This is a genomic window from Herbaspirillum sp. BH-1 (genome assembly GCF_002870055.1).
GTDB lineage: Bacteria > Pseudomonadota > Gammaproteobacteria > Burkholderiales > Burkholderiaceae_D > Herbaspirillum > Herbaspirillum frisingense.
On the sequence record NZ_PKOI01000020.1, the window covers coordinates 19,945 to 45,090 of the forward strand.

23 protein-coding genes and 1 tRNA gene are annotated in these 25,146 nt (G+C 61.0%); 17 read left to right on the forward strand and 7 right to left on the reverse strand.

Annotated elements, in window-relative coordinates:
* The first annotated feature begins 112 nt into the window (after nucleotides 1–112).
* The 6 genes from HBH1_RS20735 to HBH1_RS20760 all read left to right on the forward strand — a co-directional run bounded on the left by HBH1_RS20735 (nucleotide 113) and on the right by HBH1_RS20760 (nucleotide 4,382).
* On the forward strand, nucleotides 113–754 hold the full coding sequence (locus HBH1_RS20735) for a paraquat-inducible protein A (protein ID WP_102664191.1): 642 nt from the start codon (nucleotides 113–115) through the stop codon (nucleotides 752–754).
* Entirely contained in the window at nucleotides 751–1,446 is a 696-nt protein-coding gene (locus HBH1_RS20740) for a paraquat-inducible protein A (protein ID WP_102664192.1), read from the forward strand. Before HBH1_RS20735 ends, HBH1_RS20740 begins: the two co-directional genes overlap by 4 nt.
* A complete protein-coding gene (locus HBH1_RS20745; RefSeq protein WP_102664193.1) occupies nucleotides 1,443–3,071 on the forward strand; it encodes a PqiB family protein in 1,629 nt (542 codons plus the stop codon). The genes HBH1_RS20740 and HBH1_RS20745 overlap by 4 nt, the downstream gene beginning before the upstream one ends.
* On the forward strand, nucleotides 3,068–3,706 hold the full coding sequence (locus HBH1_RS20750; protein ID WP_102664194.1) for a PqiC family protein: 639 nt from the start codon (nucleotides 3,068–3,070) through the stop codon (nucleotides 3,704–3,706). The genes HBH1_RS20745 and HBH1_RS20750 overlap by 4 nt, the downstream gene beginning before the upstream one ends.
* 156 nt (nucleotides 3,707–3,862) lie before the next feature.
* Complete coding sequence (locus HBH1_RS20755; protein WP_102664195.1) at nucleotides 3,863–4,123, forward strand: DUF4160 domain-containing protein; 261 nt, start codon at nucleotides 3,863–3,865, stop codon at nucleotides 4,121–4,123.
* Between the two features lie 4 nt (nucleotides 4,124–4,127).
* Complete coding sequence (locus tag HBH1_RS20760) at nucleotides 4,128–4,382, forward strand: DUF2442 domain-containing protein (protein WP_102664196.1); 255 nt, start codon at nucleotides 4,128–4,130, stop codon at nucleotides 4,380–4,382.
* Between the two features lie 88 nt (nucleotides 4,383–4,470).
* On the opposite strand, the gene HBH1_RS20765 is transcribed toward HBH1_RS20760, so the two are convergent.
* The gene (locus HBH1_RS20765) at nucleotides 4,471–6,015 is read right to left on the reverse strand and encodes a DEAD/DEAH box helicase (RefSeq protein WP_102664197.1); all 1,545 of its coding nucleotides are present in this window, start codon (nucleotides 6,013–6,015) and stop codon (nucleotides 4,471–4,473) included.
* A 389-nt stretch (nucleotides 6,016–6,404) separates the two neighbouring features.
* Entirely contained in the window at nucleotides 6,405–7,187 is a 783-nt protein-coding gene (fabI, locus tag HBH1_RS20770; protein ID WP_102664198.1) for an enoyl-ACP reductase FabI, read from the reverse strand.
* A gap of 325 nt (nucleotides 7,188–7,512) precedes the next feature.
* Between fabI and HBH1_RS20775 the strand changes: the two genes are divergently transcribed.
* Genes HBH1_RS20775 through HBH1_RS20790 form a run of 4 tightly spaced genes read left to right on the forward strand, consistent with a single transcriptional unit; the run spans nucleotide 7,513 to nucleotide 13,097 of the window.
* A complete protein-coding gene (locus HBH1_RS20775) occupies nucleotides 7,513–9,339 on the forward strand; it encodes an extracellular solute-binding protein (protein WP_102664199.1) in 1,827 nt (608 codons plus the stop codon).
* A 58-nt stretch (nucleotides 9,340–9,397) separates the two neighbouring features.
* On the forward strand, nucleotides 9,398–10,468 hold the full coding sequence (locus tag HBH1_RS20780) for a microcin C ABC transporter permease YejB (protein WP_102664200.1): 1,071 nt from the start codon (nucleotides 9,398–9,400) through the stop codon (nucleotides 10,466–10,468).
* Nucleotides 10,465–11,511 carry an ABC transporter permease gene (locus HBH1_RS20785; RefSeq protein ID WP_039875999.1) on the forward strand — a complete coding sequence of 349 codons (1,047 nt, stop codon included), beginning with the start codon at nucleotides 10,465–10,467 and terminating at the stop codon, nucleotides 11,509–11,511. Before HBH1_RS20780 ends, HBH1_RS20785 begins: the two co-directional genes overlap by 4 nt.
* Complete coding sequence (locus HBH1_RS20790) at nucleotides 11,508–13,097, forward strand: ABC transporter ATP-binding protein (RefSeq protein ID WP_102664201.1); 1,590 nt, start codon at nucleotides 11,508–11,510, stop codon at nucleotides 13,095–13,097. Before HBH1_RS20785 ends, HBH1_RS20790 begins: the two co-directional genes overlap by 4 nt.
* 155 nt (nucleotides 13,098–13,252) lie before the next feature.
* Here HBH1_RS20790 and HBH1_RS20795 read toward each other — a convergent pair whose 3' ends face one another.
* Nucleotides 13,253–14,785 carry a transglycosylase SLT domain-containing protein gene (locus HBH1_RS20795; protein WP_102664202.1) on the reverse strand — a complete coding sequence of 511 codons (1,533 nt, stop codon included), beginning with the start codon at nucleotides 14,783–14,785 and terminating at the stop codon, nucleotides 13,253–13,255.
* A gap of 342 nt (nucleotides 14,786–15,127) precedes the next feature.
* A complete protein-coding gene (gloB, locus tag HBH1_RS20800; protein ID WP_102664203.1) occupies nucleotides 15,128–15,922 on the reverse strand; it encodes a hydroxyacylglutathione hydrolase in 795 nt (264 codons plus the stop codon).
* Nucleotides 15,923–15,984: 62 nt separating this feature from the next.
* On the opposite strand from gloB, the gene HBH1_RS20805 reads away from it, so the two are divergent.
* From HBH1_RS20805 to HBH1_RS20820, 4 genes are all read left to right on the forward strand, one after another.
* Complete coding sequence (locus HBH1_RS20805) at nucleotides 15,985–16,779, forward strand: class I SAM-dependent methyltransferase (RefSeq protein ID WP_102664204.1); 795 nt, start codon at nucleotides 15,985–15,987, stop codon at nucleotides 16,777–16,779.
* Between the two features lie 76 nt (nucleotides 16,780–16,855).
* Nucleotides 16,856–17,290 (forward strand): ribonuclease HI, encoded by a 435-nt coding sequence (gene rnhA, locus HBH1_RS20810; protein WP_077238367.1) that lies wholly within the window; start codon nucleotides 16,856–16,858, stop codon nucleotides 17,288–17,290.
* A gap of 71 nt (nucleotides 17,291–17,361) precedes the next feature.
* Nucleotides 17,362–18,096: a DNA polymerase III subunit epsilon gene (gene dnaQ / locus HBH1_RS20815; RefSeq protein ID WP_102664205.1), complete on the forward strand. Its 735-nt coding sequence runs from the start codon at nucleotides 17,362–17,364 to the stop codon at nucleotides 18,094–18,096.
* A gap of 157 nt (nucleotides 18,097–18,253) precedes the next feature.
* Nucleotides 18,254–18,328: transfer RNA gene (locus HBH1_RS20820), tRNA-Val, on the forward strand.
* 255 nt (nucleotides 18,329–18,583) lie between these two features.
* On the opposite strand, the gene HBH1_RS20825 is transcribed toward HBH1_RS20820, so the two are convergent.
* On the reverse strand, nucleotides 18,584–19,105 hold the full coding sequence (locus HBH1_RS20825) for a DUF2059 domain-containing protein (RefSeq protein ID WP_158243314.1): 522 nt from the start codon (nucleotides 19,103–19,105) through the stop codon (nucleotides 18,584–18,586).
* Between the two features lie 413 nt (nucleotides 19,106–19,518).
* On the opposite strand from HBH1_RS20825, the gene HBH1_RS20830 reads away from it, so the two are divergent.
* From HBH1_RS20830 to HBH1_RS20840, 3 genes are all read left to right on the forward strand, one after another.
* Nucleotides 19,519–20,925, forward strand: a complete 1,407-nt coding sequence (locus HBH1_RS20830) for a DUF2130 domain-containing protein (RefSeq protein ID WP_102664207.1) — start codon at nucleotides 19,519–19,521, stop codon at nucleotides 20,923–20,925.
* A gap of 560 nt (nucleotides 20,926–21,485) precedes the next feature.
* Nucleotides 21,486–22,217 carry an AzlC family ABC transporter permease gene (locus HBH1_RS20835; protein ID WP_102664234.1) on the forward strand — a complete coding sequence of 244 codons (732 nt, stop codon included), beginning with the start codon at nucleotides 21,486–21,488 and terminating at the stop codon, nucleotides 22,215–22,217.
* Nucleotides 22,198–22,509: a hypothetical protein gene (locus tag HBH1_RS20840; protein ID WP_102664208.1), complete on the forward strand. Its 312-nt coding sequence runs from the start codon at nucleotides 22,198–22,200 to the stop codon at nucleotides 22,507–22,509. Before HBH1_RS20835 ends, HBH1_RS20840 begins: the two co-directional genes overlap by 20 nt.
* Before the next feature lie 132 nt (nucleotides 22,510–22,641).
* On the opposite strand, the gene HBH1_RS20845 is transcribed toward HBH1_RS20840, so the two are convergent.
* The gene (locus tag HBH1_RS20845; protein WP_102664209.1) at nucleotides 22,642–23,511 is read right to left on the reverse strand and encodes an AraC family transcriptional regulator; all 870 of its coding nucleotides are present in this window, start codon (nucleotides 23,509–23,511) and stop codon (nucleotides 22,642–22,644) included.
* 126 nt (nucleotides 23,512–23,637) lie between these two features.
* Complete coding sequence (xylB, locus tag HBH1_RS20850; RefSeq protein ID WP_102664210.1) at nucleotides 23,638–25,134, reverse strand: xylulokinase; 1,497 nt, start codon at nucleotides 25,132–25,134, stop codon at nucleotides 23,638–23,640.
* Nucleotides 25,135–25,146 lie beyond the last annotated feature (12 nt).

Genomic DNA, 25,146 nt, shown 5'->3' on the forward strand with positions numbered 1-25,146 from the left:
GCCGCTGCCTGATTGCGCTCCAACGCAAGCCCTGCAATGGCGCCACCATGCCCGTCAGCTGCCCTTGCAGAAACCATAACAACAGCACCCGCCCGCGGGACCATCCTCATCCATGCAGAAACGCCCGGACCTGATCGTTTGCGAAGAATGCGACGCCGTCTACCAGCGCATGCCGCTCGGGGAGCGCGAGATCGCCCGTTGCCTGCGCTGCGGGGGCGAGCTTGAGCGCGATACCGGCAAGCGCCTGCAGCACCTGCTGCCGCTGACGGTGGGCGCGCTGATCCTGTTCGTGATCGCCAATGTCTTCCCCATCGTGACCATCGAACTGCAGGGCCTGTCCAGCCAGACCACCCTGATCGGCGCGGTGATCGCGCTCACCCGTGATGGCATGTCGGAAGTGGCGCTGCTGGTGCTGGCCACGACCCTGCTGTTCCCGCTGATCCAGCTGGGCGTGCTGCTTTACCTGTTGCTGCCGGCGGCGCGTGCGACCCGGCCGCCCGGTTTCGTGCTGCTGCTGCGACTGATGCAGGCAGCGCGGCCGTGGGGCATGATCGAAGTCTTCATGCTGGGCATCCTGGTGGCGCTGATCAAGCTGTCCAACATGGCCGAGGTGATTCCCGGCCCGGCGCTGTGGTCCTTCGGTGGCCTGACGGTGCTGCTGACGGTGGTGGTGTCGTTCAATCCGCGCTATCTGTGGCATCTGTGGGAGCAGCAGCAGGCCGAGCAGTTCGGTGACCAGGGAGCAGGCGCATGAGCCGCGTCCATGAGCCTGCCAGCGCCACCCTGGCCGAAGATGAAGACCTGCCGGTGGCGGACGCCGCCTCGCAGGGCGTCATCGGCTGCCACCACTGCGGCACGGTCTGGCAAGGCGCCACCGAGCACGAACACTGCGGCGTCTGCCACGCGCCGCTGCACGTGCGCAAGATCGACAGTCTCACCCGCACCTGGGCGCTGCTGATTGCGGCCTGCATCATGTACATCCCGGCCAACATGATGCCGGTGATGGTCACCAGTACGCTGCTGGATGAACAGCGCGACACCATCCTCTCCGGCGTCATCTATTTCTGGACCTCGGGCGAATGGGGACTGGCGCTGGTGGTCTTCGTGGCCAGTTTCCTGGTGCCGCTGTTCAAGCTGGTGGCGCTGGGCATCCTGGTCATCTCGGCGCGCCGCCGCAGCCGCTGGCAGCGCCTGCAACGGGCCAAGCTGTATCGCCTGGTCGAAGCCATCGGGCGTTGGTCCATGCTGGACGTGTTCGTGGTCTCGGTGCTGACCGGGCTGGTCAAGATCCACGGTTTCGCCAACGTCCACGCCGGCATCGGCATTGCCGCCTTCGGTGCGGTGGTGGTGCTGACCATGCTGGCCTCGCTCTCCTTTGATCCACGCCTGATCTGGGACGATGCCACCCCGATTTCAACTGTCAACAAGAAACAGGAACCCGCATGACCCCACCTGACACCCCGCAGGACAAACCGGCGCTGCTGCAGCCCCGGCGCACGCGCCAGCGCAACTGGCTGCCCTCGCTGGTCTGGCTCATTCCCATCATCGCGGCCATCGTCGGGCTGACGCTGGTGGCCAAGATCCTGGTCGAGCGTGGCCCGGTGGTCACGGTCAGCTTCCGCTCGGCCGAGGGCCTGGAAGCCGGCAAGACCAAGGTCAAGTACAAGGATGTGGAAATCGGCCAGGTACAGACCCTGAAGCTGGCCGCCGACCGCTCGCACGTGCTGGTGGGCATCCAGCTCAACCAGGAGGCCTCCGCCTTCAACGCCGAAGACACGCGTTTCTGGGTGGTGCGCCCGCGCATCGCCGCCTCCGGCATCTCGGGGCTGGGTACCTTGCTCTCGGGCGCCTATATCGGTGCCGATGCCGGTGTCTCGGAAGAGACCAAGAAGGAATTCGTCGGCCTGGAGCAGCCGCCCATCGTCACGCGGGATGCCTCGGGTCGCCAGTTCGTGCTGCATACGGACGACCTGGGCTCGCTCGATATCGGTTCCCCCATCTTCTACCGGCGTATCAAGGTGGGTCAGGTGGTGGCCTATGATCTCGATTCGGATGGACGTGGCGTGACCCTGCGCATCTTCGTCAATGCCCCCTACGACAAGTTCGTCACCCAGGCTTCGCGCTTCTGGCATGCCAGCGGCTTCAACATGGAACTCAATGCCAGCGGCTTCAAGCTGCATACCCAGGCGCTGTCGACGGTGGTGCTGGGGGGCATCGCCTTCCGTGACCGCGATGAAGATCGCGTCAGTGCACCGGCCAAGGAAGGTTCTGAATATCCGTTGGTCGAAGACGAAAGCGCTGCCATGAAGGAGCCCGATGGCGTGCCGCAGACGGCCTTGCTGTATTTCGACCAGTCCCTGCGTGGCCTGCAGCCGGGCGCCACCGTCGATTTCCGTGGCGTGGTGCTGGGCGAGGTCAAGAGCATCGGCGTCGAGTACGACCGCGAGCGCCGCGAATTCCGCATGCCGGTACTGGTGCAGATCTATCCGGACCGCCTCGGCCGCCGCTTCCACGAAGAGACCGGCGAGGAGCGCCGCTCCAATGCGCAACTGCTGCGCCTGCTGGTCAAGCGCGGCCTGCGCGCCCAGCTGCGCAACGGCAACCTCCTGACCGGCCAGTTGTACGTGGCGATCGACTTCTTCCCCAAGGCCAAACCGGCGCAGATCGATCCTGAAAAAGTGCCGCTGGAGTTGCCGACCATCCCGGGCAGCCTGGACGCATTGCAGCAGCAGCTCTCGGATATCGCCGGCAAGCTCTCCAAGGTACCGTTCGACGAGATCGGTCGCGATCTGCAGACCACCCTGAAGACCTTGAACAAGACCTTGTCGACCGCCGAGCAGACCGCTGCGCGCATCAATAACGACATCGCGCCCGAGATGCAGGCCGCCATGAAGGACGCCCGCAAGACCCTCAATGCGGCCGAGCGCACCTTGTCCGACGACGCGCCCCTGCAGCAGGACATTCGCCAGACCATGCAGGAACTGTCCAAGGCCGCGGCCTCGATCCGCGTCTTGACCGATTACCTGCAACAGCATCCGGAATCGCTGATCCGGGGCAAACAGGAGCCATGATGCACAACAGGAACAGCCTCTCTCCCAAGACCCTGGCCGCGGCCGCCCTGGTGGCGTCACTGCTGGCCGCTTGCGGCAGTTCGCCGCCCGCGACGTTCTATACCCTGGCCAGCCCGGCCGACAGCGCGCCGGCGGTACGCACCGCCAGCCAGGGGCCGCAGACCTTCATCGAGGTGATGCCGGTGGCGGTGCCCGACCGCCTGGCCCGTCCGCAACTGGTGGTGCGCAGCGATGCCACCCGACTGGAGGTGCTGGAACAGGACCGCTGGTCCTCGCCCTTCAACAATGAGTTGCGCGATGCCCTGGCCGCCGGCGTGGCCGCGCGCCTGGGCGCCATCGACGTCTCGCGGGGCGGTCGCCCGGCTGACCAGGCCAGCTATCGGATCAATGTCGAGCTACGCGACTTCGATGCGGCCCGCGGTGGACGCGTCCAGGCCGCCTTCGGCTGGACCATCACCCGATCCGACGACCGCCGCAGCGGCGCCTGTCGCCTGACGGTCGTGGAGCCGGTCAGCGGTGGCGCCAATGCCGACGTGGTCGCCGCCACCCAGAAGGCCGTCACGCAGGCAGCGCAGGCGATTGCCGATGGCGTACGTGCTTTGCAGACGGGGCAGGGTGGGCAGTGTTCGAGTTAGGGCCTGTTCACATAAATCTCGCAGATTTGGTGTGAACAGGCCCTAGCATCTCTGACAATGGCCGGAATAGCTCACCCCGCTGCGGTGCTTGTGTAGAATCAGGGTCGGAGGGAATTCATCAAGTCGGGACACACCGATGTAGCTGAAGGTGATCCCGTGCCGACGATCAGTACGTTTTATGGACTTGTGATTCAGATGTTTTACCGAGATCATTCGCCTCCGCATTTTCATGTGCGCTATGCCGAGTACAAGGCGGTGATCGACCTCAAAAAATTGCTGCTTATTGAAGGGGAGTTACCCCGGAGAGCGCTGCAGCTTGTGCTGGATTGGGCAGAATTGCATCAGATAGAACTGATGGAAGACTGGATGCTTTGCCAGGACTTGAAGGCACCCAAGCCGATTGCGCCATTGGAGTGATGACATGGAATGGGACGTGATTGAAGTCAGTATTTCCGGCGAATATGCGTTACAGGTTCGCTTCAGCGATGGAGTGGCAGGCGGGGTCAGATTCCTCCCCAGTTTCTTCCGGGGCGTCTTCGCGCCGCTGCGAGATCAGGAACAGTTCCGGCGGGTCCAGGTCGTCGATGGCGTCGTGACCTGGCCGGGTGATCTCGATCTGGCGCCGGATGCCATGCATGAGGAAATCAGGCGCCATGGCCAATGGCTGCTTGCCTGAAACGGTGACGATTCTGTCACCCAAGAAAAAGCCGCTTCCTCGGAAGCGGCTTTTCAACATCTCAAGACCGGTCAGCGATCAGTAGCGATCAACGATCACCGTAGGAGCGACGCGGGCCGTCGGCGCGGAAGCCGCCACCGTTGTTACCCTTGTAGCCACCGCCAGCACCGCCTTCGCGACGCGGACCACCGGCCGGCTTGGCGCCGCCGAAGCTGCGACCTTCGCGGTTGCCGCTGTAGCCGCCGCCTTCGCGATTGCCACCGAAGCCACCTTCACGGTTGCCGCCTTCGCGGTGACCGCCGAAACCACCTTCGCGATGACCGCCGCCTTCACGGTTGCCGGCGCCGTAGCGCGGGCCGTTGTTGCTGCGGCCGTCGCCCGGACGCCAGCCACCCGGCTTGCGCGGGCTGCGCGGTGCAGCCGACTTCTTCGGTTCGAAACCTTCCACCACATCGACCGGGATGGTCTGCTTGGTGAAGCGCTCGATGCGCTTGACCTGCATGCCTTCAGCGTGATTGACCAGCGAGATGGCCACGCCATTGCGGCCGGCACGACCGGTACGACCGATACGGTGCACGTAGTCTTCGGCGAACTTGGGCAGATCGTAGTTGAACACGTGGGTGATGCCCGGCACGTCGATGCCGCGGGCGGCCACGTCGGTGGCCACCAGCATGCGCACCTGACCGCGGCGCAGGCTGTTCAGGGTACGGTTACGGGCGCCCTGGTGCATGTCGCCATGCAGTGCGGCGGCAGCGAAACCGGCGATGTTCAGGCGATCGGCAATGGTGTCGGCGTCACGCTTGGTGGCGGTGAAGATCACGGCCTGGTCGATGCTGGTGTCGCGCAGCAGGTGATCCAGCAGGCGATTCTTGTGCGACAGGTCATCCACGAAGTGCACGCGCTGCATGATGTTTTCATGACGGGTCGACGAGCTGGCGATCTGGATGGTCAGCGGGTTGTTGGTGATGCGCTTGGCCATGTTGCCGACGACGCCGTCCAGCGTGGCCGAGAACAGCATGGTCTGGCGGGTGGTCGGGGTAGCGGCGACGATCTTTTCGATGTCGTCGATGAAACCCATGTCCAGCATACGGTCAGCTTCGTCCAGCACCAGGATCTGCAGCTGCGAGAAATCGATCTTGCCCGATTCCATGTGGTCGATCAGACGACCCGGGGTGGCCACCAGGATTTCAGGATTGCGCGACAGCAGTTGCATCTGCTTCGGGTAGGGCATGCCGCCCAGGATCGACACCACGCGCACACGGCGCATGTAGGAGCCGTACTTGTCGGTGGCGGTGGTCACTTGCAGGGCCAGTTCGCGGGTCGGGGTCAGCACCAGCATCTTCGGCTGTGCCGGCTGGTAACGCGGACGCTCGCCACGGGCACGGGTGGCCTGACGTTCCTGGTTGGGCGTACGGGCTGCCTGCGGCGCTTGCGGCAGGTCTGCCAGCTGGTGCAGCGAGGGCAGCATGAAAGCGGCGGTCTTGCCCGAACCGGTCTGCGAGGACACCAGCAGATCCTGGCCGCTGATGGCGGCGGGGATGGCTTTTTCCTGGACCGGGGTCGGGGAGGTATAGCCTGCTTCGGTCAGGGCTTTGATGATCGAAGGGTTCAGGCCGAGTGCTTCAAAAGTCATAATCTCTTTCGTGAATGTGATACGCCAGGCACGAGACGGGCGCACGCAAGCGCGCCGGACATCGAGTGTCTGAACGAAAAAAAGCAACGCCAACCGACGAAATGACTATGAAAAATACAAAGAAATTTCGGCACAAAAGCTTTGCGCCGGGACGGCATCATCAAGGGATGCCAGGGGCGGGGGGCTTTTACGGGGAACTTGTCGTTATGACAGGTAAGGCTTGCGAAGCTGCTTGGGCGAATCTGGCTGGAAATCCTGGAGGCCAGGGTTCACATCCGATTCGCCTGTGCATCGGTTATTGCAATGCACAAGGCGAATCATACAGTAAAACATCGAAATTAGCACCAAAGGTTTTCGATAACTGTCTTTTATTTGTGGATGAGGCTTGCTTATTCCGCCATTCCGCCAACTACGCGCGAAAAGCCGCCGTCCACGTAGGTGATTTCACCGGTAATGCCCGAGGCCAGATCGGAGAGCAGGAAGGCCGAGGCATTGCCGACGTCTTCGATGGTCACATTGCGGCGCAGCGGGGCAGTGGCAGCCACGGCACCCAGGATCTTGCCGAAGCCCTTGATGCCGCTGGCGGCCAGGGTCTTGATCGGACCGGCGGAGACGCCGTTGACGCGCACGCCCTTGGGGCCGAGCGATTCGGCCAGGTAGCGCACCGACGCCTCCAGCGAGGCCTTGGCCAGGCCCATGGTGTTGTAGTTGGGGACCACGCGCTCCGAGCCCAGATAGGTCAGGGTCAGCAGGGCGGCGTTGGGCGACAGCAGCGGCAGGGCGGCCTTGGCCATGGCCGGGAAGCTGTAGGCCGAGATGTCGTGGGCGATCTTGAAGCCTTCGCGCGAGAAGCCTTCCAGGAAGTCGCCGGCGATGGCGTCGGCCGGGGCGAAGCCGATGGCGTGGACCAGGCCGTCCAGCTGGCTCCAGGACTTGCCCAGGTCGGCGAACAAGGCATTGATCTGCTCATCGCTGCCGACGTCGCAGTCGAAGATCAGCTTGCTGTCGAACTCTTCGGCGAACTTGGTGATGCGGTCCTTGAAGCGCTCACCGACGTAGGTGAAGGCCAGTTCGGCGCCTTCGCGCTTGCACGCCTGGGCGATGCCGTAGGCGATGGAACGGTTGGACAGCAAGCCGGTGATCAGAATTTTTTTGCCTTGCAGAAATGCCATGATGACTCCGTATGGTCCGCCGCGTCCTGCGTAGGGCCGCCTGGCAGGCGGGCGCGCGGGGCGGCCGATGGTGATGGCGACGGTCGCATCGTGCGGCCACCGCGCTGGAACAGACCCGGATTGTAGGGGCTTGCGGCAGGCGCGGCAACCTTTGCCGGGCGTTCGCATTGCGCAGCCATGCTATGAACTTAGTTGCTTTAATTGCTTCCCTGTAATCGTTCCTCTATTTACAATGCCCCGGAACAAAATCGTTTCCAGGCCGGTGGGCACGGGACTTGCCTGCCCCCAGACATCAACGCCCGCGACAGCGCAGACAGACAACCGCATGGTCAAGCCCCTGAAGACATCCCGGATTTTCCTTTCCTCCCTGCTGGCCGCCACGCTGGCTTACGCTGCTCCGGCCCACGCCGAGCATGCCTTTTCGCTGTACGACACGCCCAAGTATCCGGCCGGCTTCAGCCATTTCGACTACGTCAATGTAGATGCGCCACGTCGCGGCACGCTCTATCTGGCCAACCCCGACCGCCGCACCAGCTTCGACAAGTTCAATCCCTTGTCCTTGAAGGGCGTGGCCGCCGCCGGGCTGGACCAGCTGATGTTCGAGACCCTGGCCGTCTCTTCCGCCGACGAGGTTGCGACCGTCTATGGCTTGCTGGCCGACGACATGAAGTTGGCGCCGGATCGCATGTCCATGACCTTCCACTTGAATCCCAAGGCGCGCTTCAACAATGGCGACAAGGTCACGGCCGAGGATGTGAAGTATTCCTACGACACTATCCTGGCCAAGGGTGCGCCGCAATTCAAATCGGTCTTTGCCGATGTGAAGGATTGCGTAGTGGTCGATGCGGCGACGGTGCGCTTCGACTTCGCCAGCAGCAACCATGAACTGCCGCTGATCGTAGGCAGCGTGCCGGTGTTCTCCAAGAAATGGGCGCAGGGCACCCCCTTCGACCAGATCCAGCTGACCCCGCCCATCAGCACCGGCCCCTACGTGATCGAGAGCTACGACACCGGCCGCAGCATCACCTACCGCCGCAATCCCGACTACTGGGGCAAGGAGGTGCCGGCACGGCGCGGCATGTTCAACTTCGAGCGCATCGTCTACCGTTTCTACAAGGATGACCTGGCGCGGCTGGAGGCCTTCAAGGCCGGCGAGTTCGACGTGGTGGTGGAGTACAGCGCCAAGAACTGGGCGCGCAGCTATACCGGCCCGCAGTTCCGCGACGGCCGCATCATCAAGAAGGAATTCAAGCACTCCAATGGTGCCGGCATGCAGGGTTTCGTGATGAACCTGCGGCGCGACCAGTTCAAGGATGTGCGTGTGCGCCAGGCCATCGGGCTGGCGCTGGACTATGAATGGATGAACCGCCAGCTGTTCTACGGCCAGTACACCCGCATCTACTCCTTCTTCAACAACAGTCAGCTGGCTGCCACCGGAGAGCCGCAGGGTGACGAGCTGGCCTTGCTGAAGTCGCTGCAGGCCAAGGGCCTGAAGATCGATCCGGCGGTGTTCGGCCCGGCACCCGTCCCGCCCTCGACCAATCCGCCCGCCTCGCTGCGCGTCAACCTGCGCCAGGCCCGCGAACTGCTGGCCCAGGCCGGCTGGGTCTATCGCGATGGCGCGGTACGCAATGCCCAGGGCGTGGCGCTGTCCTTCGAGATCCTGGATGACCAGAGCTCCATGTCGCGCGTCATCAGCGTGTTTGCGCGCAACCTGCGCACGCTGGGCATCGATGTGGTCCAGCGCAGCGCCGACTACGCGCTGGTGGCCAAGCGCATGGAAGACTTCGACTTCGACATGACCAGCATCCGCTTCCCCGACACCAGCAGTCCGGGCAATGAACTGTTCGACATGTTCGGTTCCAAGGCGGCTGATGAAAAGGGCTCCAACAATGCCTGGGGCCTGAAGGACCCGCTGGTGGACCAACTGGTGCAGGCCGTAGTGGCGGCCGATACCCGGGTCCGGCTGACTGCCGCGGCGCGGGCGCTGGACCGGGTGCTGCTGCACAAGTACATCGTGGTGCCGCACTGGTATTCGTCCACCCATCGCATCGCCTACCAGAACCGCTTCGGCATCCCGCAGGTGGCGCCGCTGTATTACCAGGCCGATCCCTATGTGATCAGCACCTGGTGGGAAGAGAAGGGGCGTTGAAGATGAAGCACGCAATGATGTCCGGCCAGGCCGGTCTTGAACGAGGATGCCTGCAGTCATGAATATCTGGTCCTACATTTTGAAGCGGGTGCTGTTGATGATCCCCACGCTCTTCGGCGTGGTTGCCATCACCTTTGCCGTGATCCAGTTCGTTCCGGGTGGCCCGGTGGAACAGGCCATGCTGGAGATGAAAGGGCGTGGCGGCGGCGGTGAAGCCTCCGGCGCTGGCGCCGCCAGCGGGGCCTCGGCCTATCGCGGCCGGCAGGGCATCGACGAACAACGCATCGAGGAAATCAAGAAACTCTACGGTTTCGACAAGCCCCCGGTAGAGCGCTTCTGGAGCATGCTCAAGGGCTTCCTCACCTTCGACCTGGGCAAGAGCTTCTACCACCATGGCGATGTCTGGACCCTGGTCAAATCCAAGCTGCCGGTCTCCATCAGCATCGGCCTGTGGACCTTCTTCCTGAGTTACCTGATCTCGGTGCCGCTGGGTATCGCCAAGGCGGTGCGCGAGGGCAGCCGTTTCGATGTCGCCACCACCGGCCTGGTGCTGGTCGGCTATTCCATTCCCGGTTTCGTGCTGGGGGTGTTCCTGCTGGTGGTGTTCGCCGGTGGCAGTTTCGTGCAGTGGTTCCCGCTGCGGGGGCTGACCTCGGACAACTGGGCCAGCCTGTCGCTGGTGGGCAAGGTCACCGACTATCTCTGGCATATCACGCTGCCGGTGGCGGCCTCGGTGATCGGCGCCTTTGCGGTCATCACCATGCTGACCCGCAATACCTTCCTCGAAGAAATCCGCAAGCAGTATGTGTTGACCGCGCGCGCCAAGGGATTGTCCGAGCGCAAGGTGCTCTACAAGCACGTTTTCCGCAACGCCCTGATTCCGCTGGTGACCGGTTTCCCCTCGGCCTTCATCGCTTCCTTCTTTGCCGGCAGCCTCTTGATCGAGACCTTGTTCTCGCTGGACGGCATGGGTCTGCTGGCCTATGAATCGGCGATCCGGCGAGACTATCCGGTGGTGATGGGCACGCTCTATCTGTTCACGCTCATCGGCCTGGTGGTCAAGCTGCTGGGCGACCTCTGCTATGTGTGGGCCGACCCGCGCGTTCAATTCGAAAGCCTGGCGAAATGAGCATGACCCCTTCCTTGGCCCCGTCCATCTCGCCCAGCCGCCGCATCTGGCTGCGCTTTTGCGCCGACCGTACCGGTTACTGGAGCCTGGTGCTGTTTTCCATCCTGTTCGTGCTGAGCCTGGGCGCGGAACTGATCTCCAACGACAAGCCGCTGGTGGCCAGCTACCAGGGCAAGCTGATGTTCCCGATGCTGCAGGATTATTCGGACAAGAGCTTCGGTGGCGATTTCGATTCGCCGGCCGACTATCTCGATCCCTTCATCGAGCAGCAATTCCACAAGGATGGCAACTGGGTCATCTACCCGCCCAATCGCTACAGCTACAACACGCTGAACTACTTCGCAAAGCAGCCCAACCCGGCCGAACCCTCCGGCGAGAACTGGCTGGGTACCGATGATCGCGGACGCGATGTGTTTGCCCGGCTGCTCTACGGCTTCCGGGTGTCGGTACTGTTCGGCATGGCGCTGACCTTCATCGGCGTGGTGCTGGGTGTGGCCGCAGGTGCCGTGCAGGGTTATTTCGCCGGCCGCACCGACCTGATCACGCAGCGCCTGCTGGAAATCTGGGGCTCCATGCCGGAGCTCTACCTGCTGATCATCTTTTCCTCGATCTTCCAGCCCAGCCTGGGGCTGCTGCTGGTGTTGCTGTCGCTGTTCGGCTGGATGAGCCTGTCGGATTACGTGCGCGCCGATTTCCTGCGCAACCGCAATCTCGAATACGTGCAGGCCGCCCGCGCCCTGGGCTTGCCGGACCGCCTGATCATCTGGCGTCACGTCCTGCCCAATAGCATGACCACGGTGGTGACCTTCCTGCCCTTCCGCATGAGTGCGGCCATCCTGGCACTGACCAGCCTGGACTTCCTCGGCCTGGGCGTGCCACCTTCCACACCCAGCCTGGGCGAGCTGCTGGCGCAGGGAAAGAACAATCTCGATGCGTGGTGGATCGCGCTGTCCACCTTCGTGGTGCTGACCGTGACCCTGCTGCTGCTGACCAATATCGGCAATGCCCTGCGCAATGCCCTGGATGTGCGGAGGAAGGCATGAGCGCGCCCCTGCTGGAAGTGAAGGACCTGACGGTGCGCTTCGGCGACGCCGTGGTGGTGGACCGCGTCAGTTTTTTCATTGCCCCTGGCGAGAAGTTCGCGCTGGTGGGGGAGTCGGGTTCCGGCAAGACCGTCTCCTCGCTGGCGGTGCTGCAACTGAACCAGGATGCGCGCTATGAAGGCAGCATCCTGCTCGACGGTCAGGACGTGCTGCAAAAGAGCGAGCGCCAGATGCAACGGGTGCGCGGCAACGACGTGGCGATGATCTTCCAGGAGCCGATGACGGCCGTGAACCCGCTCTTCACCATCGGCAACCAGATCGCCGAGGTGTTGATGCACCACGAAGCCATCGACGCCCGCGAGGCCGCCCGGCGCGCCGTGGCCCTGCTGGAAAAGACCGGCATCCCGGAACCGGCGCGCCGGGCGCTGTCCTATCCGCACGAACTCTCGGGCGGCCAGCGCCAGCGCGCCATGATCGCCATGGCCCTGGCCTGCAAGCCCAAGCTGCTCATTGCCGATGAACCGACCACGGCACTGGATGTGACCATCCAGGTGCAGATCCTGGCCCTGCTGAACCAGTTGCAGCGCGAGGAAAACATGGCCGTGCTGATCATTTCGCACGACTTGAACCTGGTGCGCCATTTCGCCGACCGCGTCGGCGTGATGGAGAAAGGCAAACTGGTGGAAAGCGCCAGCGTGGCCGAACTGTTCGCCAACCCCCAGCAACCGTACACGCGCAAGCTGTTGCAAAGCCGGCCTCAGCGCAACGCCGCCGATGTCGCCGCCGACGCACCTGTCGTGTTGCAGGCCGAGAAATTGCGCTGCACCTACCAGATCAAGCAGGGCTGGTTCGCCAAGCGCGCCTTCCATGCGGTCGATGGCATCGACCTGCAATTGCGGCGCGGCGAGACCATCGGCATCGTCGGTGAATCCGGTTCCGGCAAGTCCACGCTGGGCATGGCCCTGCTGCGGCTGTCGGCAGCCAGCGTGGCGGGCAGCATCCGTTTTGACGGCGTGCCCATCTCCGAACGCAGCAGTCGCGACCTGCGGCCCTTGCGCGCGCGCATGCAGGTGGTATTCCAGGACCCGTTCGCCTCGCTCTCGCCACGCCGTACCGTGGAGCAGATCGTCGGAGAAGGTCTGGCCCTGCATCATCCCGGCCAGAGCCTCGAACAGCAGCGCCAGGCGATCGTCGCCGCGCTGGAAGAGGTGGGCCTGACGGCGGCCGTGCTGGAACGTTATCCCCACGAATTCTCCGGCGGCCAACGCCAGCGCATCGCCATTGCCCGCGCGCTGGTGCTGCAGCCGGAACTGCTGCTGCTGGATGAGCCGACCTCGGCGCTGGATGTGACCGTGCAGCAGCAGGTACTGCAACTACTGGCCGACCTGCAGCGCCGACATGGCCTGGCCTATCTCTTCATCACCCACGACCTGGCAGTGGTACAGGCCATGGCGCATCAGGTGATCGTGATGAAGGACGGCAAGGTGGTCGAGAGCGGTGATACCGCCGAGGTGCTGCAACGACCGAAGCAGGAATACACGCGCCGCCTGGTGGCGGCCGCCACCTACGCCGAAGCGGCGGGCTGACGCGCGATCACTCCCCAAAAAGAAAACCCGAAGTCCGGATCAGCTCCGGGGCTTCGGGTTCATACGGACTACCGTTGTTTTTCTTTTCTCGTGCTTGAGGCGCGTTTTTGTTATGGGCGGTCAAGCCGCCCGGGTCTCCTCCGGCATCCTCCGGATCATTGCTTGCGTGCGCCGTTGCCCGAGGCTAGGGTGAGCGGCTTGCCGGCCACCTTGCGGGCCGGCGCCGGCGCGGCCTTGCGTACCGGTGCCTTGGCGGCAGCGACCTGGCGGCGTACCGGTGCGGCACGATGATTGGCGGCGACCCGTGTGGGCGCGGCATGCGCGGCCACATTGGGGACCTGCAACTGCAGGCTCTGGCCGGCGGCCAGGGTGTCGCGCTTCAAGCCATTCCATTCCTTGATCTGTGCCACGCTCACACGATAGCGGCCGGCGATGCCGGCCAGGGTGTCGCGCTTGCCGGCCTTGACGTAGATGCGGCGGGTTTCCGGCGCATCCGGGGCAATGGCCAGGCGGGCGTTGTCGGCGATTTCCGGGGTCAGGTCGGTATCGAGCGCAGCGGTTTCCTCGGTCTTGGGCACGAGGATGGTGGAGCCGGCCTTGAGAACCATGCGCGGCGGAATCTGGTTGACGCTGCGGATCACTTCAGGGGTCGTGCCGAACTTGCTGGCGATGGTCTCGATGCGCTCGCGGGCGCTGGAGACGGTGTGCGCGGTCCAGGTCGAGAAGGCCTGCGTCCACTTGGACATGTTGGCCTTGAACTTCTCGGCGTTGCTTTCCGGCAGGAGGATCTTGGTGTCTTCGCCGCCGATGATGACCGGGCGGTTGAACTGCGGATTGAGCGCCTTGAATTCATCCAGCGACAGTTCGGCCAGTTGGGCGGCGACCTTCACGTCGATGTTGCGGGTCTTGCCGATGGTCACGAAGTAGGGCTGGTTATCGACCTTGGGCAGGGCGATATCGAAGCTGGCCGGGTTGGCGATGATGTTCTTGACCGCCTGCAGCTTGGGTACGTAGTTGCGGGTCTCGTTGGGCATCTGCGCCGACAGGGTGTTGAAGTCGATCGGCAGGCCGGCGGCCAGGTTGCGGTTCACGGCACGCTGCACCGAGCCTTCGCCCCAGTTATAGGCGGCCAGTGCCAGTTGCCAGTCGCCGAACATGCCGTAGAGCTTCTGCAGGTAGGTCAGCGCCGCATCGGTCGAGGCCAGCACGTCGCGGCGCTCGTCGGTGAACATGTTCTGCTTGAGGTTGTAGTCGCGCCCGGTGGAGGGGATGAACTGCCACATGCCGGCTGCCTTGGCGGTAGACAGGGCCTCCGGATTGAAGGCCGATTCGATGAAGGGCAGCAGCGCCAGTTCGGTCGGCATGCCGCGCTTTTCCAGTTCCTGCACCACATGGAACAGATAGCGTGAAGCGCGCACCGTGGTGCGCTGGATGTAGTCGGGACGGGAGCTGTACCACTGGGTCTGGCTCTCCACCAGCGCATTGTCCAGATCAGGAATCCCGAAGCCCTTGCGAATGCGTGTCCAGATGTCGATGTCGTTCATCCCCGGCAGGGCATTGCCGGCCAGTTCGGGATTGATCGCATTGAAGGGAGCGGGGTAGATCGAGATATCGTTGGCGTAGGAGAGCAGCGGGGTGCCAGCGCAGAACAGGGCGGCAATGGCAAGTTGTTTCAAAGTACGCTGCATGTGGGCGATATCCTGTGCCAGAGGCAAAAGTTTGCGTGCGGCGCTTCCGTTGCAGAGCTGTGATTGAAGCTCGACACCTCCTGCCGGCGGGATCCGGATCAGTCCGATCACGGTCGCGTGCAGGTTGACGGTAATGCAAGGTCGGAAGCTGCGAGTTTCCCCGGCGTGGTGCAGGGAGGACACCGGTTCGTAAAAAATCGTAAAAACGCTGGTGCCCACATTGGGGAATTGGAGGAGTGTACGGAAGACCCTTTTTCGCAGTCAAGTAAAAATTGGTGCCTGTTACAAAGCCAAGTCCTTGATTTGAAGGGAATTGCGCCCTAATTTTCCCCCAACGTCGGTCTATCTGTAGGTATTTTTCCATTCGCGCAGCGCCGCAAAGCTACTAACTTCGTCCAACTGCGTCAAACGGCCGGCCTTCTGCAAGGATTGCTGGATTTCCGGCGAGCTCGCCCGCAGGAAGGGATTGGTCTCGCGCTCCAGCCCGATGGTGCTGGGCACGGTTGGCAGACCTTGCTCACGGCGGGCGCGCTCGCGCACGATGCGCGCCGCCAGCTCGGCATTGCCCGGTTCCACCTCGGCGGCGAACTTCAGGTTCGACAGGGTGTACTCGTGGGCGCAGTAGACCTGGGTGGTGGCGGGCAGGTCGGCCAGTTTCCCGAGGGAATCCAGCATCTGCTGCGGACTGCCCTCGAACAGCCGGCCGCATCCGCCGGCAAAGAGCGTATCGCCGCAGAAGAGCATCTGCTGCTGGGCAGTGTAATAGGCGATGTGACCCAGGGTATGACCCGGCACCTCGATGACCTCCAGTTGCAAGCCCAGTGCGGCGATGTTGACCTGTTCGTTCCCGTGCAGCGGGACGGTGATCCCCTTGATGCGGGATTGTTCACGTGCTGGACCATAGACCGGAACGACAGGGAAGTCGTCGCTGACCGCCTGCCTTGCCAGCTCGACCACGCCGCCGACATGGTCAGCATGATGATGAGTCAGTAGAATAGCGGCCAACGTCAGGCCTTCGGCCTGCAATGCGGCCAGTACGGGCGTGGCATCGCCGGGATCGACCACGGCGGCGTAGCGCCCGTCGTGGATGATCCACAGGTAGTTGTCGTCGAACGCCGGTACGGCCAGGACGTCCAATGAAGTTTTCTGATCTGCTTGAGCTGGCTTGGCTGGCTGGGTCATGAGGCGCGAAAGAAGAGATGGCTGACAAGGCTGAACATGCCCACAATGCTGGCAATCCCGAAATTATAGACCTGGCCACCTGGTTGCAGACGCCCATCGGCAATTACCTGCGCCAGTGGGAGCAGCACCATCTCAATGCCTTGACGGCCGACATCTTCGGTTTCAACGCGGTGCAGATCGGCTCTCCCCAGATCCACGCCCTGCAGGCCAACCGCATGCCGTATCGCTGGCTGGCCGACAAGCACATGCCGGTGGAAGGTCAATCCGAGCTGGAAGTGCCGCAGGTCGTCACCCCCGACTTCGGCGAACTGCCCTTCGCCACCCAGAGCCTGGACCTGGTGGTGCTGCCGCACGTACTGGAGTTCGCCGCCGAGCCGCACCAGGTATTGCGCGAGGTGGAGCGCGTGCTGATTCCGGAAGGGCAGGTCATCATCTGCGGCTTCAACCCCAGCAGCCTGTGGGGCATGCGCCAGGCAGCGGGGCGCCTGACCGGCGCGCACTTCCTGCCGCAGGACGGCGAATTCATCCGCCTGCCGCGCCTGAAGGACTGGCTCAAGCTGCTGAACATGGAAGTCAATCGCGGCCACTTCGGCTGTTACGCCCCGCCCTGCGAGACCAGCCAGTGGCTGGAGCGCTTCGGCTTCATGGAAAAGGCGGGCGACCGCTGGTGGCCCTACTTCGGTGCGGTCTATATCGTGCAGGCGATCAAGCGCGTCCCCGGCATGCGCCTGATCGGCCCGGCCCTGCAGCGGCAGAAACTGAAGGCGCCGCGTGGCGTGCCGGTGACCAACCGCATCCACAAGACTGACTGACACCGACAAAACCGGCCGGCGCTGCGCGATCAGGTATCATCGCGGCCCGCCCACCCGAGCAAATAGATGGAAGAGCATGGACAAAGTAGAGATTTATTCCGATGGCGCCTGCAAGGGCAATCCTGGTCGTGGCGGCTGGGGCGCGTTGCTGGTGGCTGGTGGACAGGAGAAGGAAATCTTTGGTGGCGAGCCCAATACCACCAATAACCGCATGGAGCTGATGGCAGTGATCCAGGCGCTCAATGCCCTGAAGCGCCCCTGCGAAGTCGTGGTGCATACCGACAGCCAGTACGTGCAGAAGGGCATCAGCGAGTGGATCCACGGCTGGAAGGCACGCGGCTGGAAGACCGCCAGCAAGGAACCGGTCAAGAACGCCGACCTGTGGCAGGCCCTGGATGCCGCCCAGCAGCAGCACCAGGTGGAATGGCGCTGGGTACGCGGCCACAACGGCCACGCCGGCAATGAGCGCGCTGACCAACTGGCCAACCGCGGTGTGGACAGCATCCGGTAGACGGCCCTCCTTCGATTTGCAGTTCATTCGTATCAGCGTCAATAGCAGCATCAACACCAGCAGGAGCAAGCATGCGTCAGATCATTCTCGATACCGAAACCACGGGCCTTTCGCCGCGCAACGGCAACCGCATCCTGGAAATCGGTTGCGTGGAAGTGCTCAACCGTCAGTTGTCGGGCAAGAACCTGCACTTCTACATCAACCCCGAGCGTGACTCCGAAGAAGGTGCGCTGGCCGTCCACGGCCTGACCACCGAATTCCTGGCCGACAAGCCGACCTTCAAGCAGATCGCCGCCGAGTTCCTGGACTACGTGCGCGGCGCCCAGATCATCATCCACAACGCCCCCTTCGACGTCGGCTTCCTCGATGCCGAACTGGCGCTGCTGGGCTTGCCGCCCTTCAAGGAGCACATCGCCGACGTGGTGGACTCGCTGCAGATGGCCAAGGAGCTGCACCCCGGTCGTCGCAATTCGCTCGATGCGCTGTGCGACCGCTATGGCATTTCCAACGCCCACCGCGTCCTGCACGGCGCCTTGCTGGATGCGGAATTGCTGGCCGAGGTCTACCTCTCCATGACGCGAGGCCAGAACTCGCTGACCATGGACCTGGGCACGGAGGAAGAAGTCAGCGCCGGTGACGGAAAGCTGGAACTGGCCCCGCTGTCCGAGGTGATCGTGCTGGCCGCCAGCGAAGACGAACTGGCCCTGCACGAAGATGTGCTCAATCAGCTGGACAAGGAAGTCCGCGGCAGTTGTGTCTGGCGCTTCGAACCGCCACCACCCGAGGCTGCCGCTGAAGCCGCCTGAGCAGGCGAAGCTGCTCACAGAATGTGGCCGGACTGCCTGCAGGATTTTGCATGGCGATAAAAATGAAGAATTATTTACGAAGCGCTTGCGCATCGTGAAAAAGATTGGCATAATCTTGTCTCTCGATTGGTGCTGCAGTAAAAAGCCGGTCAGGTACGGAAGGTTAGCTCAGTGGTAGAGCACTGCATTCACACTGCAGGGGTCGCAAGTTCAAACCTTGCACTTTCCACCAAAATTCAGAAAAGCCCGCCTTGTGCGGGCTTTTCGCATTTCTCCGGCATAAAAATGAATTTCTTTGATCGAACGGAGGCCGAAAAGACACCGTTCGGAACCCATGACCTGTTTTCGGATATCAGTACGGTGATGGTGTGGAGTCTGCCATTGTGTGGTTTTCTCTTTCACGCGTAGATCCTTTGTTCAGGATTTTCTGAAGAGGCGGCTCATGCCGGAGATGTATCGTGCGCGAACGATACTACCGCCGCAGTCTTTATCTGGAAGAAGAGTTGCGCGTCGCGTGCAATCTATCCAGTGCTTCCTTTTGAATTTTTTCAAACCTGGGCATTAGATTGGCCATCACACCCTCCATCGATTGTGTCGATGCCTGTATCACCACAGGCATTTTCTGGATCACAGCGCGTCCTGTCTCGCTCTTGTAGAAGACCAGCATGTCATCGATTTCCTTTTGCGTGAACGTCCGACGATAGGTGCCGATAATGGAAGGCTCCAGCTTTTCCCAACGCAGTTCGCTGGAGAGCATGGCCGCTATCTGTGACTGCATGTCGTCCAGAATTTGCTTCTGTTGCGATGTCATTGATTGACCCTTGGTCATCTGCGCGAAGTTGGTACGCATCAACGCATGCAGGTTTTGCATGGTCGTATCCATCATTGACGAAGCGTTAGTTATCTTCATCAGTTCTGCAATGGATGCATCGCTGGGCTGTGCGCGCTGGGCCAACGCAGGACTCAGGGATGTCGAGAGTATGAATAGGATGAGCAGGATATTTTTCACGACATTTTCCTTTGAATGAATTGTGAGCGAATCGTGGTTCTCTGCAGGCATTGAGCAAGCGAGGCGCGATAGAAAGGCGCACATTCTAGGGCATGGGTGGTGGCGTAGTAGCGCCTATGAATGATCAGATCAAATTAGAACCAAAATTCCGAAACAATCCGAGACATGCCTCCTGGATTGCCGTGGGGCCAGTGCATTAAGGGGCGAAGGCCTTTCACTCGCTCAGAGTGACATCAGCGAGATCAGAAGGGCGACTTGCACTTTTCGCTAATTTCAGAGCAGCGTGCCTCGCACGGTCTGTCCGTTTTCTCCCTTCCGATTTCCATTGCCGATTTTCATTACCGATTTATCGCCTCCATTTCCCAATACGTTAAGCTAGCGGGCATTCGGAAAGCACAAGGAAACGAACCCTCATGCACGACATCATCTGCCCCCACTGCGGCAAAGCCTTCAAGATCGACGAAGCCGGCTATGCCGACATCCTCAAGCAGGTCCGTGACAGCGCCTTCGAGCAGCAATTGCATGAACGGCTGGAACTGGCCGAGCAGGACAAGCGCAACGCCATCGAACTGGCCAGCGCCCGCGCCGAGGGCGAGCTGCAGAAGGCCGCCGCCGTCCGTGATGCCGAAATCCAGGAATTGAAGGCCCGCCTGGAGGCTGGTGAACTCGCCCAGAAGATGGCCGTGGCCGAGGCCATGGCCAATGTGGAAAAGGAACGTGACCGGCTGGCCCATGACCTGGAGCAGGCGAAAAAGGAAAAGCTGTCCGACCTGCAACTGGCCGAGGCCCGCCTGGCCCAGCAACTGCAGCAGACCGTCAGCGAAAAGGATGCCGAGATCCAGGCGCTCAAAGCCAGGATGGAATCCATTGCCATCACCCAGAAACTGGCCGTCAACGAAGCGGTCGGCGTGGTGGAAAAAGAGCGTGATGAACTCAAGAGCAGCCTGGTGCGCGCCGAACTGGAAAAGCAGCTGGCCGAGAAATCATTGAAGGACAAGTACGAAACCCAGATCAAGGACCGCGAAGACATGATCGAGCGCCTGCGCGACATGAAGGCGCGGCTCTCCACCAAGATGGTCGGTGAAACCCTGGAGCAGCACTGCGAGACCGAGTTCAATCGTATCCGTGCCACTGCCTTCCCGCGCGCCTACTTCGAGAAGGACAACGATGCCCGCAGCGGCAGCAAGGGCGACTACATCTTCCGCGATACGGACGAGGCGGGTACCGAGATCGTCTCCATCATGTTCGAGATGAAGAACGAGAGCGATCGTACCGCCACCAAGAACCGCAACGAGGACTTCCTCAAGGAACTGGACAAGGACCGCCAGGAAAAAGGCTGCGAATACGCTGTCCTGGTCTCTCTGCTGGAACCCGAGAGCGAGCTGTACAACACCGGCATCGTCGATGTCTTCCACCGCTACCCGAAGATGTACGTGGTCCGTCCGCAGTTCTTCATTCCCATCATCACCCTGCTCAGGAATGCTGCACTCAATTCCTTGAAGTATAAGACCGAGCTGGCGCTGGTGAAGGCACAGAACATCGACATTACCAACTTCGAATCCGAACTCGATACCTTCAAGGCCGCCTTCGCCAAGAACTACGACCTGGCGTCGCGTCGCTTCCAGACCGCGATAGAGGAAATCGACAAGTCCATCGACCACCTGCAGAAGACCAAGGAAGCCCTGCTCGGCACCGATCGCAACCTGCGCCTGGCCAACGACAAGGCGCAGGATGTCACGATCAAGCGACTCACGCGTGGCAATCCGACCATGGCGGGGAAGTTTGCCGATCTCAAGAAAGAGACGCCTGACGGGCAGTGATGTGGGCGACATTGAGGACCTTGTGACAAGATCAAAAAAAGCTGATTTATTCTTCGGGCATCGATGTAAGCAGGCTTATCCGCGATGACGGAAATCCCTGGCGCGTCGCGGTATGACGAGGTGTCACTGTCCATGCTTCGGTCTTGTTCGCCACCGCTGGTCTGACGTGAGGAAATCAACATCGCGCCACACGCAGTCGCGTCACCGTGATACGGGGGGGCTGCTTGCGGGTCCTGTTGCCGGGCTGTAAGGCAAATTGCCCCGTGTACTTGGGCAGATACTTGCACAATCGTTCAAGACTCTCCTTTTTTTTCGTTACAGACTTCTACCGTCTGAGTGACGGGGTGTATCCCCTTGAAGACGATCTCGTGAGGAGGGAAGTTCATGCCTACCAATGCAAGTAAAGCAGCTACAAGTGGAATTGTCGCCGGTACGGTGGATGCGGTGGTCGGCTGGGGAGCGCGGCGTTGTGAACGCCAGCAATGTGATTCAACATCACTTATGCGATCAATACTGAAAGCACTAGACGTTGATCGTGAAGTCCAATGTCAGGTGTTGTCATGAAGCTCGGCACGTATCTTTCGGAAGAGATGCGAAGAGTTGTTTTGCGGTCCCTTCTACGTACATTACCGACAGCTTTAACAGTTGTTCCGATTGCCATGCTCTGTGGCGTACTCGCATCCCAGTCTGGCTGGGGCTTGATAGATACGCTCCTCTTCAGTGCTTTCGGTTTCTCGGGAAGTGGCCAGCTTGCATTGCTGCCATTGGCTGAGCAGGGAATTGGCTTTCTTACGATGCTGTTGATGGCTGCGTCGATTAACAGTCGCTATATTCCGATCGCGTTTGCTACCGCGCATCGCTTGCCGTCGGGGAAAATTTCCCGAGCGCTTATGGCCCATATTTTGGGCGATGAAGCCTACGTGGTAGAAAAAGAAAATGACACCATGCTATCAGTCATGGTGATTCGGCTAACGATCTATGTTGTTTGGGTGCTCGCCAGTGTTTCAGGTGCCCTGCTGTTTGGTTTCATTCCGTCAGAATGGATGGATGCAGGGATCAATCTCAGTTTTCCGGCAGGATTGGTCTTGTTTGTACTTTCTCTCAGGCAGATCAAGTCGCGCTTACCTCAAGTTTCGATTTGGGGTAGGCGGTGCTTCGTCGAAATTACGTTGTGCGTATTGGTAGCGATATGTCTACTCGCGCTGCTGGGAAAAATCTGGTTTTGGTTGCCGGGCATCGCATTTTGCACATGGAGAATGAAGGAGCTGGCCGATGAATTTCACGTCTCATGAAATCGCGATCCTTGCCTTGTCAATGGCGAGCGTACTGGTGCGGGTGCTTCCGGCCTTGCTACCGAATCGCCTCAATAAGACCGCTCATGACATGCTGCAACGGGAATTACCACTTGCTGTGTTCATTAACTTTTCCATGTATATCGCGTGGACCGAAATTCAAGTCGAACCGATTCCAGCAATAGCTGCGATCACAACTGCGGCTGTCTTCTCGCTGGCTACTCACCTTGGATTAATTTTGATCGCAGCTGGATCAACTGTGCTCTATGTTTTTTTTCTGCACCTTCTTTAGCTGCAAAGTCGACGAGAGCTGAGTTCGATCCGATTATCAAATGGTACTGATCATTTTCTCAACAATAAAACAAACCCGTCTAGCAGCGTAGCGACTTTCCATCGTGTTTGTACCCAACGCTTTAGGTCAATACTAGCTCGGTTTGTTGCCAAAGGATTCAATTCTTAACCATTTGGCAGGCGATATTCCATAGGTTTTCACGAATTGTCGCGTCATATGGCTTTGATCTGAGAAGCCCGCGTGGGCTGCACTTTTCGCAAGGGGAACGCCTGCCAAAGTCAGCCGTCTGACGAGATCAAGACGTCTCATCGTCAGATACCGGTAGGGACTCGTTGCGAAGAAGAATCGAAAGTCCCGAGACAAATTCCAGCGGTCTCTGCCACTTATGTTGGCGAGCTCATCCAGCGTGATGACACCGGTGAGATTGTCGTGAATATACTCTCGAGCAATCTGAGCGGCTCGAAAGTCGCCACGATGCGGATTTCGCACAATACCAGCGAGGGGCTGAAGCGCTTCGGCCAACTCCAAAAGATGACCATCAGACTCCAATGCGGAATGCGGCAGCGAGATATCAAATAGTAGCCGTTGTACCGCACGGAAGAGGCATGGATCACTGCTCACGCCATCTTTTATAAATGGCAATGCCGCATTCTCGATCACTGATTGAAAAAGGGCTGGAGCGATATAGGCTATGCGGTAGTGAAAACCATCCGAAGTGCCTGCCTCGCCGTCGTGCAATTCATCTGGATGGATCACCATGGTTTTGCCAGGTAGGCTGAACCGGGTCTCCTTCCGATAGTTGAATGTTTGAACTCCGGATAATGTGATGCCAATTGCATACATATCGTGGCGATGTGGTCCATAAGCACAGCCATGAAAGAATGCCTCTATTCGTTCCAGGGCACCAATTTCACCTGAACGAACGATACGGTCTTGAGTGGGGAAGTTGCCAACGCAACCGCCATTCTTTATTTGTTGTTTTTTTGAAAAAAGAGAGGACATTTTATTGTGACCGTTAAGACGGGCAAGCCCAATCCAACTTCGAACCCCTATCTTTCTTTATCCCTTCAGTGCTGTGAATAGCATTCTTCCTAAGTTTTGTCGATTTCTGGCGGACATAAATTCATTTCAGCCCCTTGTGACGTGTAACGTGGTGAATGCCGAAAATTCAGGAGCCAGTGCCGAATATAGACGCCGATATTGGTGCTTTCTCTGCATGATGCGTTCGGCATAAACCGCCTGTGGTACAAAGCTTTCTAGCACCGGTGGCGCAACGCAGACTTGTCCTGCACATTCGCCGGTGCTAGCCAGGCGCCCCAAGCGCGCTGCCCCCAGCGCTGCGCCGACTTCCGCCCCCGCATGTCGCCGCAAGGGAATCCCCAGCGCCGTGGCACACAACTCACCCCAGAATGCACTGCGCGATCCGCCGCCGACGAGGGCAGCACTCTGCAGCACGGTACCCGCCGACTGCAGCGCTGCATATCCATCCGCCATGGCAAAGGCCACACCTTCCATCACGGCATAGGCCAGGTGGGCGGCGTCGTGCGCCGGTGTCATGCCGAACAGCACTCCCTTGGCGCTGGCATCGTTGTGCGGGGTGCGTTCGCCGTTCAGATAGGGCAGGAAGATCGGCGCCTGTGCCTGTTGCGTCGCGCTCAGGTGTTCGGCACCGGCCACCAGTTCGGCCACCTCGCGACCGACCATGCCGGACAGCCAATGCAGGCTGGCAGCGGCTGACAGGATCACGCTCATCTGATGCCATTGCCCGGGCAGGCAGTGGCAGAAGGCATGCACGCCCTGTTGCGGGTTGGGGGCGTGCCGTGCGGTGGCGGCAAACAGGACACCCGAACTACCCAGCGAGAGGAAGGCGTCGCCCGCCTGGATCACGCCGATGCCCACGGCGCTGGCGGCATTGTCACCGGCGCCGCCGGCCACCACCACCGGGCCGTCGATGCCCCATTCGCGGCGCAATTCCTCGCGTAGCGGGCCGGCCACGGCGCTGCCTTCCACCAGGCGCGGCATGTGGCTGCGGTCCAGTCCGGTCGCCGCGAGCATGCGCTCGGACCAGTCGCGTCGCGCCACGTCCAGCCAGAGCGTGCCGGCCGCGTCCGACATCTCGGAGACGAATTCGCCGGTCAGCTTCCAGCCCAGGTAATCCTTGGGCAGCAAGACCTTGTCGATGGCACGGTAGACCGCCGGTTCGTACTTCGACAGCCACAGCAGCTTGGGCGCGGTAAAGCCGGGCATGGCGCGATTGCCGGTGATGAGGGCGGCGTCCGGCACCAGTGCTTCCAGCTCCACGCACTCGGCGTGGGCGCGCATGTCGTTCCACAGGATGGCCGGGCGCAGGACGTTGCCGTTGCGGTCCAGCAGGGTGGCGCCATGCATCTGGCCCGAGATGCCGATGCCGCGCAGCGCCGAGAACGCTCGCGGAGCCTCGGCGCGCAGCGCGGCGATGGCGTCCTGCGTGGCGTTCCACCACGATTGCGGCGCCTGTTCGGACCACAGCGGATGCGGGTTGTCCACGCGCAGCCTGGCACCGGTGGTGGCGATGACGCGGGAGTCGTCGTCGGTGAGGACGAGCTTCACTTCGGAAGTGCCGAGGTCGATGCCCAGATAGCTCAAATCAATTTCCTT